Annotated in this window: 13 protein-coding genes; 3 read left to right on the top strand and 10 right to left on the bottom strand. The window is 44.0% G+C overall.

What is annotated here, in order from left to right; translation table 11 throughout:
- Positions 1–423 precede the first annotated feature (423 nt).
- Together ABR189_RS27425 and hisS are read left to right on the top strand one after the other, a co-directional pair.
- On the top strand, positions 424–861 hold the full coding sequence (locus tag ABR189_RS27425) for a low molecular weight protein-tyrosine-phosphatase (protein ID WP_354663716.1): 438 nt from the start codon (positions 424–426) through the stop codon (positions 859–861).
- A gap of 33 nt (positions 862–894) precedes the next feature.
- Entirely contained in the window at positions 895–2,244 is a 1,350-nt protein-coding gene (gene hisS, locus ABR189_RS27420) for a histidine--tRNA ligase (RefSeq protein ID WP_354663715.1), read from the top strand.
- Between the two features lie 375 nt (positions 2,245–2,619).
- On the opposite strand, the gene ABR189_RS27415 is transcribed toward hisS, so the two are convergent.
- The 5 genes from ABR189_RS27415 to ABR189_RS27395 all read right to left on the bottom strand — a co-directional run bounded on the left by ABR189_RS27415 (position 2,620) and on the right by ABR189_RS27395 (position 8,719).
- Positions 2,620–4,644: a protein-disulfide reductase DsbD family protein gene (locus tag ABR189_RS27415; RefSeq protein ID WP_354663714.1), complete on the bottom strand. Its 2,025-nt coding sequence runs from the start codon at positions 4,642–4,644 to the stop codon at positions 2,620–2,622.
- A 112-nt stretch (positions 4,645–4,756) separates the two neighbouring features.
- A complete protein-coding gene (locus ABR189_RS27410) occupies positions 4,757–5,212 on the bottom strand; it encodes a protein-disulfide reductase DsbD domain-containing protein (RefSeq protein WP_354663713.1) in 456 nt (151 codons plus the stop codon).
- 31 nt (positions 5,213–5,243) lie between these two features.
- Positions 5,244–5,936 (bottom strand): phosphoribosylformylglycinamidine synthase subunit PurQ, encoded by a 693-nt coding sequence (purQ, locus tag ABR189_RS27405; RefSeq protein WP_354663712.1) that lies wholly within the window; start codon positions 5,934–5,936, stop codon positions 5,244–5,246.
- A 248-nt stretch (positions 5,937–6,184) separates the two neighbouring features.
- Positions 6,185–7,162 (bottom strand): hypothetical protein, encoded by a 978-nt coding sequence (locus tag ABR189_RS27400; RefSeq protein ID WP_354663711.1) that lies wholly within the window; start codon positions 7,160–7,162, stop codon positions 6,185–6,187.
- A gap of 24 nt (positions 7,163–7,186) precedes the next feature.
- Entirely contained in the window at positions 7,187–8,719 is a 1,533-nt protein-coding gene (locus ABR189_RS27395) for a hypothetical protein (RefSeq protein WP_354663710.1), read from the bottom strand.
- A gap of 165 nt (positions 8,720–8,884) precedes the next feature.
- On the opposite strand from ABR189_RS27395, the gene ABR189_RS27390 reads away from it, so the two are divergent.
- Positions 8,885–9,799, top strand: coding sequence for a TIGR01777 family oxidoreductase (locus ABR189_RS27390; RefSeq protein WP_354663709.1), 915 nt, complete (start codon positions 8,885–8,887; stop codon positions 9,797–9,799).
- 79 nt (positions 9,800–9,878) lie between these two features.
- Here the strand turns inward: ABR189_RS27390 and ABR189_RS27385 are convergent, their stop codons facing one another.
- The 5 genes from ABR189_RS27385 to ABR189_RS27365 all read right to left on the bottom strand — a co-directional run bounded on the left by ABR189_RS27385 (position 9,879) and on the right by ABR189_RS27365 (position 16,296).
- Positions 9,879–11,084, bottom strand: a complete 1,206-nt coding sequence (locus ABR189_RS27385; protein ID WP_354663708.1) for an anthranilate synthase component I family protein — start codon at positions 11,082–11,084, stop codon at positions 9,879–9,881.
- 112 nt (positions 11,085–11,196) lie between these two features.
- Positions 11,197–11,652: a hypothetical protein gene (locus ABR189_RS27380; RefSeq protein WP_354663707.1), complete on the bottom strand. Its 456-nt coding sequence runs from the start codon at positions 11,650–11,652 to the stop codon at positions 11,197–11,199.
- A gap of 94 nt (positions 11,653–11,746) precedes the next feature.
- Entirely contained in the window at positions 11,747–13,018 is a 1,272-nt protein-coding gene (locus ABR189_RS27375; RefSeq protein ID WP_354663706.1) for an adenylosuccinate synthase, read from the bottom strand.
- 147 nt (positions 13,019–13,165) lie between these two features.
- Positions 13,166–15,493 (bottom strand): RelA/SpoT family protein, encoded by a 2,328-nt coding sequence (locus ABR189_RS27370; RefSeq protein ID WP_354663705.1) that lies wholly within the window; start codon positions 15,491–15,493, stop codon positions 13,166–13,168.
- Positions 15,463–16,296, bottom strand: a complete 834-nt coding sequence (locus ABR189_RS27365; protein ID WP_354663704.1) for a 2'-5' RNA ligase family protein — start codon at positions 16,294–16,296, stop codon at positions 15,463–15,465. Before ABR189_RS27365 ends, ABR189_RS27370 begins: the two co-directional genes overlap by 31 nt.
- Positions 16,297–16,346 lie beyond the last annotated feature (50 nt).

Raw genomic sequence — 16,346 nt, 5'->3', positions numbered from 1 at the left:
TTGATAAAACTGCGGTTTATAGCCCATTTCCTGAATCAAATCAGGTATTCAATGCCCTACTCCCCATGTTATCCACACTATAAATCATTGATACTCTATACGATACCTCCCTTCTGCAATCCGCACTCACAGCTACTTTGCCTCCATACCTACTGCGCCTCCAATGCTGTGCCATAAAAGTGTTAAACAGTTGTTAAGGAATTTTAAAGGTATCATAACTTTTTATGACAATTCTTATCCTATAGATGCAGATTTGGGAAATTTCCATAATAAAAACTGCGCCACGAACGCAGGTAAATGTACTGCCGCTAAGCAGGTATGCCCGGTATATTACCCACATTGCGGATAAATGTATCCGGATCAGGATTATGGACTTCTGCCAAAATCTTGTAGGTTTGCGGATTAATTGAAATGTAACAGGGAATGAAAGTATTAATGGTATGCCTGGGTAATATTTGCCGCTCTCCATTAGGAGAAGGTATTCTGAGGCATCTGGCTCTTGAACAGGGGCTCAACTGGGAAATAGATTCTGCCGGTACCAGCAACTGGCATGTGGGCCATCCGCCGGATGCCCGCTCCATTAAAGTGGCACGGGAGCATGGTATTGATATCTCCGGATTACGTGGCCGGCAATTCCAGGTGGCAGACTTTGATCACTTTGACAGGATCTTTGTAATGGACCTGGACAACTACCGGGATGTACTGAGCAAAGCACGTTCGGCCCATGATAAAAATAAAATTCAGCTCCTGCTCCCTGACCAGCAAGCAGTGCCCGATCCCTGGTATGATGACAACCTGTTTGAACCAGTATACCAAATGATCTACAAAGCTTGTGAAACAATTGTAAAAGCAGGAAAGTGATCAACATTTAATTAACACGCTACACTTTACAAAATGATAAAACCCAGCATACCCAAAGGCACACGCGACTTTGGACCAGTAGTGGTACGCAAGCGGAATTATATTTTTCAAACCATCCGGGAAACGTTTGAACTATTCGGATTCCAGCCGCTGGAAACTCCGGCGATGGAAAACCTCAGCACACTTACCGGCAAATATGGCGAAGAAGGAGATAAACTGATGTTCAAAATTCTGAACAACGGAGATATCTTCCCTAAAGCCCAGCAGGCAAAAGATAACCGGGAACTGGGGACCTTAATTACTGAAAAGGCGCTGCGCTACGATCTCACCATTCCCTTTGCCCGTTACGTAGTCATGAACCGGAACGATCTGGCACTACCTTTCAAACGCTACCAGATGCAACCCGTATGGCGGGCAGACAACCCCCAAAGAGGCCGCTACCGCGAGTTTTATCAATGTGATGCGGATGTGGTAGGTAGTAATTCATTACTGAACGAAGTAGAACTCCTCCTCATTTATGATACTGTACTTACCCGGCTGGGATTACAGGGATACGAGCTGCGGGTCAATAACCGGAAAATATTAAGTGGCCTGGCAGAAATAGTGGGTAAACCTGAACTGCTGACAGACATCACCATTTCTATTGATAAACTGGATAAAATAGGCATGGATGGCGTGAAAAAAGAACTGCAGGACCGTGGTCTGGGAGAAAGGGAAATCGGCCTGATCGAAAACTTCCTGAACATATCCGGCGATAGTACTGCTAAACTGGCACAGTTGCAGGAACTGCTGAAAGATTCTGAAACCGGGAAAAAAGGTATTGAAGAATTATCCTACGTCATACATTCCGGTCTTACCAGCTTTAATGTTACGCCAATCATAGATGTTACGCTGGCACGTGGCCTTAACTACTACACCGGCATGATCGTGGAAGTAAAAGCCCCTGCTACCGTAAAAATGGGCAGCATTGGGGGTGGCGGCCGCTACGACGACCTCACCGGCTTATTTGGGTTACCTGGTATCTCCGGTGTGGGTATTTCTTTTGGTGTAGACCGCATTTATGATGTACTGGAAGAACTGCAGCTCTTTCCACAAACTGCACAGCAATCCACCCGCGTATTATTTCTTAACCTGGGCGAAGCCAACGCTAAGACAGCATTTGCACATGTGATGCTGCTACGTGGAAAAGGAATTGCTACCGAACTCTTTCCCGAATCAACTAAAATGGACAAGCAGATGAAGTATGCCGATAAGCGCGGTATCCCGTTTGTAGCGATCATCGGTGAAAGTGAGTTGCAGGAAAATATGATCAGTATCAAAAATCTCCAATCCGGGAAACAGGAAAAAATCAATGCCGCTGATCTGGCTGCATTTGCATTCTGATAAATAATAAAGCGGCTGTTCCATTACTGGTAACAGCCGCTTGTCCATACTCCTGATAAAAGTATTTTAACGTTTCGTAAGCTCCTGCCCTGTAGCTACCTCCCATCCGCACCTGGTACAATATCACCACTCCAGATCACCTACTGCTGGCTCGTTATCATCAAGCAGCTATCTTCAACCGGCATCAAGCGAATTAAAATAATTACGCATAATTACTTCCGTAATTATCAGTTAATTAATCTTCTCAAAGATCAGCCGAAAAGCAAGTAAACACAATACTCAGAAGTAGGTATTTTTAAGCGCCCGCTGCTGGACACCAAAAGGGCCGTCTCATCCCTGAGACAGCCCCTGGCTTATTTTTAAAGCAGTGTGTTATTATTTGGCAGCACGTTTAGCAAACTCCGCTTTCGCACGCTCCAGGTATTCCAGGAAAGCGTTGGCATCTTCTTTCGGATCATAGCCATATCCCTTATCTACCAATGGTTTACCGTTTAAATCCACCGGAATATAATATGGCTGGGAATTACGGTTAAAAGTAATTACCTGGAAATCGCCATTCTTCTGCCCTACATTTTTAACCTTGGTACCATCAAATTTGGACACGTATTGCTCTTCTTCAGGCAATAAGGTCTTTTCATCCGTATACAAAGACGCTACAATAAAATCATTCCGCATCACCTTCATTACTGCAGGGTCTGATAGTACTGATTTTTCAAATTTGCGGCAGTTTACACAAGTATGTCCGGTAAAGTCCAGCATTAAAGGCTTATTGGCCGCCTTTGCTGCTGCCAGGGCTTCGTCATAATCAAAGAAAGTATGTTCTACACCTGGTATTTCAGAATGCAGTACATCGGTGTATTTCTTCGGACGTATCGTATTAGCATTATTTGTTCCACCACCGGCGCCACCACCATCAAGTGCTGCTTCCAGATTGGTAATAGAACGATGCAGATTAAAGTCCTGTGAGCCTTCATGCGGCAAGAATCCGCTGATACCTTTCAGCGGTGCTCCCCACATGCCGGGAATCATATACACCACAAAGGAGAAGGTAACAATCGCAAAACATAAGCGGGTCACAGATACATAAGGCAAATCACTGTCATGGCTGAACTTCAGTTTGCCCAACAGATAAATGCCCGTTAATGTAAAAATGACAATCCACAGTGCCAGGAATATTTCGCGGTCCAGCAGTCCCCAATGGTAAGCCATATCTACGTTGGAGAAAAACTTCAATGCCAGCGCCAGTTCCAGGAACCCAAGGGTCACTTTCACCGCATTCAGCCATCCACCTGATTTACCAATTTTGTTTAACCAGCTGGGGAATAAGGCAAACAGGGAAAATGGAATAGCCAGTGCCAGGGAAAAACCAAACATCCCTACCAGTGGTCCGGAATTCCCTCCTTTTGCGGCTAATACCAGCAGATTACCGATGATAGGCCCTGTGCAGGAGAACGATACAATTGCCAGGGTCAACGCCATGAAAAAGATTCCCACTGCGCTTCCCATTCCAGCTTTTGAATCAGATACATTGGCCCAGGAACTTGGCAAGCTGATCTCAAATGCTCCCAGGAAGGAGAACCCGAATAAAATGAAGATGACAAAAAATATCATATTCGCAATACCATTACTGGCTAATGCATTCAGTGCACTGGCTCCAAATATTTTAGTGATCAGAAAACCCAGCAGGGTATAGATGATAATAATGGAAATAGAATAGATAAACGCATTCTTAATCCCTTCTGCACGGGTTTGGCTGCGTTTTGTAAAAAAGCTTACTGTAATAGGAATCATTGAAAACACACAAGGAGTGATCAGTGCAATGAAACCACCTCCAAAGCAGGCCAGGAAAATCCACCACAATGATTTATCGGTAGCATCATCTGCGGCTACCTCATTGGTAACAGCGGTAGCGCCTTCAGCTGTTGCTGGCTTATCCGCCGACAGGGCAATGGAAAATGCATCTTCTTCCGGCACAATTTCCTCTCCTTTCTGTACCATTGCTGTAACAGTACCCCGCACCTTATCCAAACTACCTTTTAGCTTTACTGTAGCCAGCAGCTCTACTTCATTTTCAAAATATTTGATGTCCAGGTTATCGAGCAGCGGTTCTTTACGGCTGTTCGGTTTCCCTGCTTCGGTAATACTTACTACTTCCGTCCCTGCTGCACTGGCACTATCCAGCACAATCCTGGTATTGGGATCATCATTTCCCATAGTAACAGAGTAAATAAACCATCCTTTCGCTATCGCTCCTTTAAAATGCAGCACATATTCCTGATCTCCTTTTTGCTCTGCAGCATATTGCCATTTGATCACTTTTGTCGCTGATTGCTCCTGCGCTTGTGCAGGTAAAGCCCAAAACCCGAAAGCCAGCATTAATAATGAAAGCCAATGCTTCATAAAAATCATAGGTTTTAAATACTATAGATTAAAGTAAACGACAAACGAGTTTCCTTTGGAAAGAAACTCGTTTGCCAGATATGTTTGTAATAGACTTCTTCGGTACACTTGCTTATTTTCCACCCACACTGATTGCAAACTCCAGTTCTTTAGGTGGCAGGCACTGATGATCATCACACACCATAAATTCTACGGTTCCTTTTACTTTAGTAGCAGCTTTACCTTTTACGGTTACTTTCTGTACAAAATTTACAGAGTTCTCGTAGTATTTCAGCTCAGAATTAAAGTTCTTATCAAATGCTTTATGCAGTTTACCATCTTCTGCCACTTTTCCACTTACACTGGCCAATGGGTTTTTGGTAAATTTGAAGGTGGTAGGTACAGGGCCTTCTCCTGCATCCTGTGCATATAAATGCCAACCGCCATCAATAGTAGCGGTCATATGCAATTCATAAGTAGTTGCATTGATTTTTTTGGAAGTAAAATTCCATTTAACGGGATTTTCTATTTGTGCTGATGCCAGAATAGGCAGTGCAAACAAGCACAACACGGTGAACAGTTTCTTCATACTTTGCTTTTTAATTGGTTGGTGTATTATATTAATTATTGCTGATTAAACTCTGGAATATCAGCTGTCCGTCTGTATTACCAAGGATCTGACTGGTAGCTCTTTCCGGATGTGGCATCATGCCAAATACGTTTTTCTCCTTATTACAGATCCCTGCTATATTACGAATAGCGCCATTATGATTAGCAGATTCAATAATGTTGCCAAATTCATCACAATACCGGAAAAGCACCTGATTATTTTTAAACAACCCGTCCAGCGTGGCTTCGTCCGCATAATAACGACCTTCTCCATGCGCAATAGGAATCATCAGCGGGCGGCCGGTTACTTCTTTTGTCAGTGAAGTAGTGGTGTTTTCGCTTTTCAGAAACACATTTTTACATATAAACTGCTGGTTCTGATTCTGTAATAATACGCCAGGCAATAAACCTGCTTCACATAAAACCTGGAAACCATTGCACACCCCTATCACACGGCCTCCCTTGTTGGCAAAGTCTATTACACTCTGCATCATCGGGCTGAACCTGGCAATTGCCCCGCAACGCAGGTAATCTCCGTAGGAAAAACCGCCGGGTAATACTATACAATCTGTTGTACTGAACATGCTAAGGTCTTTTTCCTTATGCCACAGTTCAATCACTTCCTGCCCAAGATCATTACGCAGGGAATCAATCATATCATGATCACAATTTGAGCCCGGAAAGGTGACAACACCAAATTTCATCTGAAAATAATTTTTTATGAATTATACTAAATACGATACTTATCTGATACCTGTTTTTCCAACCTCCGCTTCGTATTATTCACTAATGACGAAAGTACCGGAAAAACACAAAATTACTTAGCCGCCTGCAATTTTCCATTGCCGTTTATCCTGTTTTAACAAATATGCTGGAAATCAGCCGGTTAGTCCACCATTGTTACAGGGTTAATAGCCCTTTTACTGCATTTCAGGTGGTATATCACCTTTTACTAACTGAAATACTGCATGACTATCACGTATGCGAGGGTAATAAAGTGAATAACGTTGGCAAATGTATCATTTGTTACGCTCCAAAACACATTTCCTGCAAACATAGAGATCGGCAATACCGCTAGCAGCCAGTAATCGGCCGAAAAATGCACATTAAAAAAAGGTACCATAATAGCCACTATCACATAAACAATCGATACCGCCCAGATCTTACGTCCCTGAATCAGCATTTTCTTTAATGGACGCTGTAATAACAGCCACCCTATCACAAAAAATACCAGGCAGGCAATCATAGCGCCCCAGACCTTATAATCGGTAATTACAGGCATCGGGATACCCATCCGCGGTATTTTATAGATCAGGTGCCATTGGTTGCTTAAAAAAAGATAGGTGCCCAACAGATATAAAGGACAAAAAACGCCCAACAGGGCTATAATCCACTCTGCCAGCCGGAAAGCCCGCATAATCAGTAAACTTACCAGCAAAAGCAAACATAACAGGATAGCAGGAAAATAGAATAATCCACAAACCCCCAGGGCAAAACCTACATTAAACACTACGTCCCTGGCGGAAGTGCGGGTATACAGCTCTGTTAGACTGGAAAATACCCATATCATGATCACATTTACCAGCAAAGCAGGCGAAAACACATTCCACCCTGCCAGCATGGAGGTAAACAGCAGGTAGCACATAGCTGGCAAATAGGTAGGTTTTGCAAACAGCCGGTGATGATTGATGATTTTGGTGAGCAACAATGCCTGCAACAGGATCAGCAGGATGGCTAAAGATGTAAAAAATAAGGGGCTATCGCCTACCAGGCCATGCAACCACTTTACAAGCAGCTCATACAAAATACCTTCAGAGCCATCTGTCAGATAAGTAGACGGATGCAGCAGGTAAAAGAATTTGACGACCAGGGTATATATTAACAGCAACAGCACTGTGAGTGGGTTGCCTGAGCGGAAAAATCTAATCACAATGCAAAGATGCGGTTAAAGTCGTTAAAAGTCAATTTTTGCAAAGCAGATGTAATTTCTATATACACAGGGTATCAGTACGGAACGGCCGCTGATCTGTTTACCGTACCGTGGCATCCAGGTAAATCCCTTATCCAGGTTACGCAAAGTAGGATTTCTGCTGATTTTGCCATCCGGCCCAATGCTGTTATCCGTCAGGATATAATTTCTCCGATCCAGCTCATTGTAGAGAAAACGCAGCTCACTCCCCACATTCACCATCATATAAGACAGATAGAGGTCCGCGCCATCGTCAAACTGGCTCTTGCGCACAAAATTACTCCATTGCAGATTTCCCTCTCCATCAAAAGAAAGGATGGCTACATTGTCATAATGATAACGGTTACCCTGGGAATTATTCCAGTACCAGGGATTATAATACATGGAAGAATAAGGGGAATAGTAATAAGGATTGTAGAATCCGCCACCATAACCATAAGGTGATCCATACATGTAGTTCCAGCGATTCCAGGGCTGGGTACGGGAAGTGGTATAAAATGATTCTGCGGTCAATAAGAAGCCACCGTCTTTGGTATTGATAATCTTACGGGTAAAATAATCATTGAATGCGGCATTGGTAGATGACTCTCCTTTGGCATTCAATTTCACATCATTGGGGAAAACCACTGTTTTTTCGTACACCACCGCATTACCGGTATAATCGTATTTGATAAGGTGCATCCCATCTACATTACCTCTTTTTTGTTTATAGTAAAACGCAGTGGTAAGCACGGTATGTGCGTTATTATCAAGCTTCATTTTCACCTCATCCAGCAGCTGGCTTTTCAGCTGCATTGGGATTGTTTCAAAAGCATCTACCGTAGCTCTTTTTATAACCAGGCTGCCGTTTACAATGTAGTCTTTGTTATTGGTACGTTCCAGCTTATTAAACAGAAAATCTCCGTCATTCGTCAGATTAAAATTACTCAGGAATGATTTCTTCGATTCCATAGGCAATGATAAACGGCTGTTGTTGATCAGGTTAAAAGCACTGTCATACAGGAAGGTATAAAACACGTTATTGTCCTCCTTATCCTGATTGATCTTGTAGATCATGATCTTGCTCTTATCTTCCGAGTATTCCATTGAATACACCTTATTCTCTTTGGAATAAAAGCCTATCCGGGTAGAGTCTACCATCAGCGGGGCCTCCTGGAATTTTCCTTCTCCGTTCATCAGCGCGCAAAAGCTATATACCGCATCTTTGCGCTGGAACTGATACAGCATATATACCTTATCAGCATAGGCAATGAAATCAACACTGATCAGCTTTTTAGGCAAAAAATCCAGTTTTACGCGCTCTTTCAGCTGCATGGCATTGTCATACACCGAAACATTATAATCACCTTTGTCTGTTTTATATACCAGTATATTACCGGACACTCTGCCAATGATCTCAAATTCAGTGCTTTTATAATCGTCCCGCTCCGGTTCGGAGTAGCTTATTTTTTGTGCCATTACCGCACCACTCCCCAATAACAGGAGCAGGCAAAGGTGAAAACGATATAGCGTGCGCATGTGGTGTGTTTTAATGAGCTGATATTCCCCAAACCTACACGAAAATTTGATTATCGCAAAGCCGGTTGTGGAACAGTTATTGTACCAATGTTCAGTAAATATCTAATACAACGATATATTGTGTATTTTTAGTTTATTATTTACAAAAAGATATATATCCCTGGAATGGATACTGTGTTAATAACCGGAGGCACTGGCCTGGTTGGAAAAGCACTTACCCAGCTGCTTTTGGATCGTGGTTATAAAGTGATTATTTTAAGCAGGCAATTGCCTAAATCCGACAATCCCCGCCTATCTTACGCTCAGTGGGACATTGCCCGCCAAACAATTGATATTACGGCGCTACAACAAGCCGACTTTATTGTACACCTGGCCGGAGCCAATGTAGCGGATAAACGATGGTCGTCTGCCCGTAAAAAGGAAATACTGGATAGCCGCACCCAAACCAGCCAACTGCTCTTCGATACGCTCCGGCAACATCCCAATAAGGTAAAAAAGATCATTAGTGCTTCTGCTACAGGCTATTATGGTACCTATACCGACAAAACCTTTATAGAAAACGATACGCCTGCGGGTGATTTTCTGGGATCTACCTGTGCTGCCTGGGAAAATAGTGTGCTGCAAATGAGTGCGCTGGGCAAACAGGTAGTCATATTCCGTACAGGCATCGCCTTAAGCCGGGACGGCGGGGCGCTCAAAGAATTCTACAAACCGCTGAAACTCGGATTTGCCACCATCTTAGGCGGTGGTGAACAATGGATCAGCTGGATACATATACAAGACCTCGTACGCCTGTACTTTAACGCTATCGTAAATGACCACCTGAATGGTATTTATAATGCGGTAGCGCCACAACCAGTACCTCATAAGGAACTGATCATGACCATGGCCCGGGCTGCCAAAGGGAAAAGCTTCATCACTACCTATGTCCCTGCTTTTGCCCTCAAACTGGCGCTGGGAGAAATGAGCGAAGAAGTACTTAAAAGCATGAAAGTGTCTTCCCAAAAGATACAAAATACCGGGTTCGTCTTTTCTTATCCTACGATTCAGCAGGCAATGGAACAATTGTTTAAGAAATAGCTGTTAGCCTTTAGCTGTTAGCTCTTAGCTGATTACTTTTTGTTGATTGCATCTTGTTGAAGCGGTTGTTTTACAAAAGCTAACAGCTAATAGCTATCTCCATCGCCCTAGCTTTCAGCAGGCATTCTTCCCATTCTTTTTGTGGCTGGCTCTGAAAGGTGATAGCAGAACCTGTCTGGAAGGAAAGGTATTGTTGGGTAGCATTGTACAAAATGCTCCGGATCACTACATTAAAGTCAAAGTTACCTTGTGGGGTGATATAACCAACGGCACCGGAGTAGAGGCCTCTTTTAGTTTGTTCATATCGTTCTATCAGCTCCATGACCCTTAGTTTAGGTGCGCCGGTCATAGAGCCCATTGGAAAAGCATGGTGCAATGCCTGTACAAAAGGAATAGCGTCGTCCAGCTTAGCCGTTACCGTAGAAATCATGTGATGTACCTGTGCAAAGGAGTAGATGCCACACAGTTCGGCTACCTGTACACTGCCGGGTACTGCGGTATAAGACAGGTCATTACGTACCAGGTCTACCACCATAATGTTCTCTGCCCGCTCTTTGGCATTGGTGTGAAGTTCATTACGATATTGCTCATCCAATTGCGCATCTTCGTTTTTCCTGCTGGTGCCTTTAATAGGTTGTGAGATAAGGGTGGCCGCCTGCTTTTGCAGAAAGCGTTCAGGGCTGGAGCATACCAGGTATTTATCTTCCATGCGGTAATAGGCCGCAAAAGGTGCCGGAGATAAAGTATTCAGGCGTTTGAACAAAGTAACCGGACAAACAACTACCTGCTCCATATAGTTTTCCCGGCAAAAATTTACTTCATAACAATCTCCCCTGAGAATATGTTCCTGTAATGCCTGAACTGCCTGCAAATACTGTTGCTGGTTGATACGGCTTTGCAGGGGAGGTAAAACGGCCGGTTGAGGTGGTGGTATAACAGTAACCGGCATACTAAGACATTGCCGGTATACCTCCTGCGCCTGTGCAGCAGTAAACGCTTCTCCGCCGATCCGCACCTGGTGCTGCTCTAATAGCATCACTATGCGTGGCTTGAAAAAGTACAGGTCGGGAAAACCGATACCATCAAAATTTGCAGACTGTAAATGGGTGTTTTCATTTTTCAGATCATAGGCCAGATGCCCGAAAAGCCAGTCCTGATGTGTATCATAAAACTGCTGCAAACCGGCAAAAGCATTGCCGGCACCCATTTTCACAGATGCAACAGCTTCGGTGGCCAGTAAGGCTTCGTACTGATGATAAGGAGAGGTATAATTATTATTATCCAAAAAACAACAAATGTTGAACTGGTTTCCCCAATTCAACATTTGTTGTTTAAATATCTTCTGATCAGCGATAGGAAAATTGTGAAATATCCTGATAACAATCGCTTTTTAATGCTTAAAAATCATCATCATCATCGTCAAAGCCGTCGTTGAACATACCCATGTCCTTGAATTCTTCATCGAATCCAAGATCATCGTCATCATCGCCTTTCTTGCTGCTGCTGCTTGGACGGCCACGTTTAGCTTTGGATTTAGGCATGTCAAACTCTTCAAAATCAGGATCATAGTCCTCATCATCTGACTTACCCCAGCTATCATCATCCCCATCAATATCACTATCATCGTCATCATCATCGTCATCCTCGTCATCTTCTTTTCTGCTTTTGGACTTTGATGCTGGCTTATCTGATTTTTTTGAAGCAGACTTACGTGGAGTTTCCTCCTCGTCATCCTCATCCTCATCTTCATCTACCTCTTTTTTTGGCTTGGCGGCAGCTTTAGGAGCTCCTTTTGCCGTTTTTGGAGAAGTAGTTTTTTTGGTCTCTTTTTCCTTATCAGATTTTGATTTCATAATAGGTTCACTTATTTCTTTGCCGTAAAGTTTTAACAGTTTTTTTTATTCGCCAAATTTTTTTTGACGTTTTTTTTGTGTAATTTTTTTCCGACTATTTTTCCAGGATCTGGTCCCTTCCCGGGCCATTGGATACATATTTCACCGGTACCCCCAGATATTCATCCACCGCTGCAACAAATGCTTTCATTTCCTCCGGTAACTCATTGAATTGCTTGCAACTAGCAGTATCATTACTCCAACCTTTAAACGTCTGCCATATAGGTTTTATTTCTACATCGCAAATCTGGAATGGCAGTTGTTTGGTTTGTTTGCCATCAATTTCATAAGCCACACAAGCATTGATTTCATCAAAAGCGTCCATCACGTCACTTTTGGTCATCACCAGCTGCGTTACACCGCTCAGCATACAGGTGTAATTCAGAGCTACCAGGTCAATCCATCCGCAACGGCGTGGACGGCCGGTAACTGCACCAAATTCATTACCTTCTTTACGCAGCTTTTCTCCGGTGGCATCATGCAGCTCTGTAGGGAAAGGACCACTACCTACACGGGTACAATAAGCTTTTGTAACACCAATTACCTCTTTGATCCAGTGCGGCGCAATACCCAAACCGGTACAAACTCCTGCGGAAATGGTATTGGAAGAGGTTACAAAAGGATAAGTACCAAAATCTACGTCCAGCATACTACCCTGTGCTCCTTCTGCCAGTATTTTTTTACCTGCTTTCAGCTTTTCGTGGATAAAATATTCTCCACTCACAATGTTCATGCTTCTCAGGAATTCCACAGCTTCAAAAAACTCGGCTTCCCAGGCTGCAATTTCTTCACGGAAGTCGTTAAAATCGTATCCTGCCAGTAATTGCAGGTGTTTATGCTTCAGTTTTTCGTATTTGCTTTTGAAATCAGCGGAAATCACATCTCCCACCCTGAGGCCATTACGACCGGTTTTGTCCATATAGGCAGGTCCGATACCTTTCAGGGTAGACCCTATTTTATCGTTTCCTTTGGATAATTCAGAAGCTTTGTCCAGCGCACGGTGCGTAGGTACAATGATATGCGTTTTTTCGGCTATAAAAAGATTCTTTTTCAGATCTATTCCAAGTACGGCAATATCTTCACTTTCTTTTTTAAAAGCTACCGGATCCAGCACTACGCCATTCCCGATCAGGTTAATGGTGTTGGCATGAAATACGCCGGAAGGAATCGTACGCAGTACTACTTTTTGTCCGTTTACATACAGTGTATGACCAGCATTGGGTCCACCCTGAAAACGGGCTATTACATCATACTTGCCGGCAAAATAGTCCACGATCTTCCCTTTTCCTTCATCGCCCCATTGCAGGCCTAACAAAACATCTACCATAATGATTTATATTTATTGTCGGAGGTTTCAATATTTATCTTTATCCGCAATGGGCGGGCAAAAGCACGCTATTTTACCCTCCTTTGCTTTTTAAAGAAGTGGCAAAATTAAGGCGAATTATGAATAAAAGTGTTTTTTTTATCCATACTAGTCTTCCAGCCTGTTTACAGACTGTATTCCATCGAGTTTTTTAAGCCTTTCTACAAGTTCATCCAGTTCTTCCTTATCGTGTACATACACCTTGATCAGCCCTTCAAACAAGCCTTCTTTCGATTCGATGGAAAGCGCAGAGATATTCACTTTTAATTCCCCTGAAATGATGTTTGTAATTTTATGGATCACGCCCACATCATCCATACCCACAATACGCAAGCCGGTGAGGAAGGATATTTCCCTGTTTTTCACCCACTTGGTTTTTACTACACGATGGCCATAGTTGGCCAGCAGCTGTGCAGCATTGGGACAATTGGTACGATGTATTTTAAGGCCTTCGCTGGCAGTAATAAAGCCAAATACGTCGTCGCCAGGTATAGGACGGCAGCAATTGGCCAGCTTATAGGCTATTTTATCCGAACTTTCTCCAAAGATGATCAGCTCCGCATCCTTTTTGGAAGGAATCTGCTGATGGTGCTTCAGTTGCTCCTCTGGCACATGCTCCGGTTTGACCGGCTTGGGCTGTTCCAGCTTATCCCCCAGTACATTAAACTGTTTCAGCTCCCGCAGATCGATATTTTTTACCGCTATCTGGTAATACAGGTCCAGTGGAGAAGATTGTTTATAGAACTGCACCAGCTCATTGATATTATGCTGGCTGGGATGGATTTTCAGGTGGCTCAATTTACGCTCCAGGATACCCTTGCCATCCATGGCCACAATACGCTTTTCCTCTTTCAGCGCATCTTTGATCTTTGATTTGGCCTTGGCAGTCAATACAAAGTTCAGCCAGTCTTCAGAAGGTTTTTGTTTATTGGAGGTAATAATTTCCACCTGGTCCCCGCTGCGCAGCTTATGGCTCAGGGGGACCAGCTTATAGTTTACTTTGGCCCCAATACACTTGTTGCCCACGGCACTGTGGATAGCATAGGCAAAATCCAGTGCGGTGGAACCTACAGGCAATATCTTCAAATCCCCTTTGGGGGTATATACATAGATTTCTTCGGTAAACAGGTTGCTTTTAAAATCCGCCAGGAAGTCGAGCGTATTGGAATCCGGATTGTTCAGGATTTCCCGGATCTGGGTAAACCACTGGTCAAATTTGGATTCCTGTATAGAGTTGGTATTCCCCTCCTTATAGCGCCAGTGAGCAGCCACCCCTTTCTCCGCATAGTCATTCATACGTTTGGAGCGGATCTGCACTTCCACCCATTTGCCCTGTGGCCCCATTACCGTTACATGCAGGGCTTCATATCCGTTTGATTTGGGATTGCTCAGCCAGTCGCGGGTCCTTTCCGGGCTGGGATGGTAAAAGTCGGTGATAATGGAATATACCTTCCAGCAATCTGCCTTTTCCTTGTCCAGGGCAGAATCCAGGATAATACGAATGGCAAACAGGTCATACACCTCTTCAAAGGCTACCCCCTTGGTTTTGATCTTATTATAGATAGAGTGGATGGATTTGGGACGGCCATATATTTCAAAGTTGAACCCCTCTTCCGACAACACTTCCTTGATAGGTTTGATAAACTCATTGATATACCGGGTACGCTCACGTTTGGTATCCTTGAGCCGCTTGGCTATTTCACGGTAAGTTTGCTGCTCGGTATATTTCATGGCCAGGTCTTCCATCTCTGATTTGATGTTGTAAAGACCTAAGCGGTGTGCCAGTGGTGCGTAAATAAACACGGTTTCAGAGGCAATCTTCAATTGTTTTTCCCGGCTCATACTATCCAGGGTACGCATATTATGCAACCTGTCGGCCAGCTTAATGAGGATCACCCTGGGATCATCTGCCAGGGTCAGGAGTATTTTTTTGAAGTTTTCGGCCTGGGCGGTACTGGTACTGGAATCAATCACGGTGGAGATCTTGGTCAGCCCATCTACAATATGGGCTATTTCAGTACCAAATTCCCGTTCCACATCTTCCAGGGTAACTTCTGTATCTTCTACGGTGTCGTGTAATAAAGCACAAATAGCCGACCGGACGCCCAGCCCGATCTCTTCCACACATATCTGTGCCACTGCCAGCGGATGCAGGATATAGGGTTCTCCGGATTTGCGCCGCATATCCCTGTGTGCATCAGCAGCCATTTCAAAGGCGGTACGGACCAGTTCCCTATCTCCCTTTTTTAAACGCGGTTTTAAGGCCCTCAATAAAGCTCGATAATGACGAACAATTTCCTTCTTTTCCTGCTCTTCGTCTAAATTGTATTTTTGTGCTACCACTGTTTCCATTGGCAATAAAGTTACGATTTTGGCGCAAATATAAATAGGGGTAGCTTTTGCGCCTACTTCTTTACAGGCAATCCTAACCTGCATTTATGCAGTACTTCCCAGGAGTTGTCATTATGCCGCATGAGGTACAGGTTATTTACCCTGAAAGTGGCGTTATAGGGTTTCTTTTCATAAATGGCCCAGGCTTTGTCAAATTGCTCCTGGGTCAGGTCTTTAAAGGCCACGGTAATATGCGGGGTAAAACTGTTACGGGCCAGCATAGTACTGAAGCCAAATTCCTTGCGCAGGTAACTCACCAGCTGCCGGTGCATTTCCAGCATACCGGCCGTTTTCTCCACCTGGATGAACAGTACTTTTTTGTCCTGGTGAGGGAAACTGCCAAATCCGTTCAGGACAATTTCAAAAGGAGTTTGCGTGGCGGCAAATTCGGTCAACCCTTCACAAAATGATCTTTCCATAGCCGGATCTGCGGTAAAAGGCACCTGCATTGTAATGTGCGGCATTACTTTCAGGGCGTGTACCGCACCAAACTGTTCGGCAAACTCCTGCTTCAGGCGGATAATTTCCATGCCGGTTTCTGCATTTGGCAGGAGTGCTATAAAGTAGAGCTTATTCTCCGGCTTGCGGGTAAAGGGCCGGGGCTTGCGGGAGGGGCCACCTCTTGGCCGGTTACGGTTATCTTTTCTTTGATTGTCCCGGTGATGCGGCCTGTCATGGCTGCCACCCCGATTGTAATTGCGGTTATAATTATCCCCTGTACCACGGTTATAACTATGATCAGCATCCGGGTCCCGGTAATTCCGACGCTGATTATTACCGCCATTATCAGACAAGTGCCGGTTATCAACGGCACGCCTTCCGCGCGGACTTTGATGTTCGAAATTCATTTCAGTCAGGTTAAATTGCTCTATGTGTGCTGCGAGGCCAACTGCTGCAC

This window comes from Chitinophaga sp. H8 (assembly GCF_040567655.1).
GTDB classification, from domain to species: domain Bacteria; phylum Bacteroidota; class Bacteroidia; order Chitinophagales; family Chitinophagaceae; genus Chitinophaga; species Chitinophaga defluvii.
Note: the sequence above shows the minus strand (reverse complement) of the source record. Positions and strands in the feature narration are given on the sequence as shown.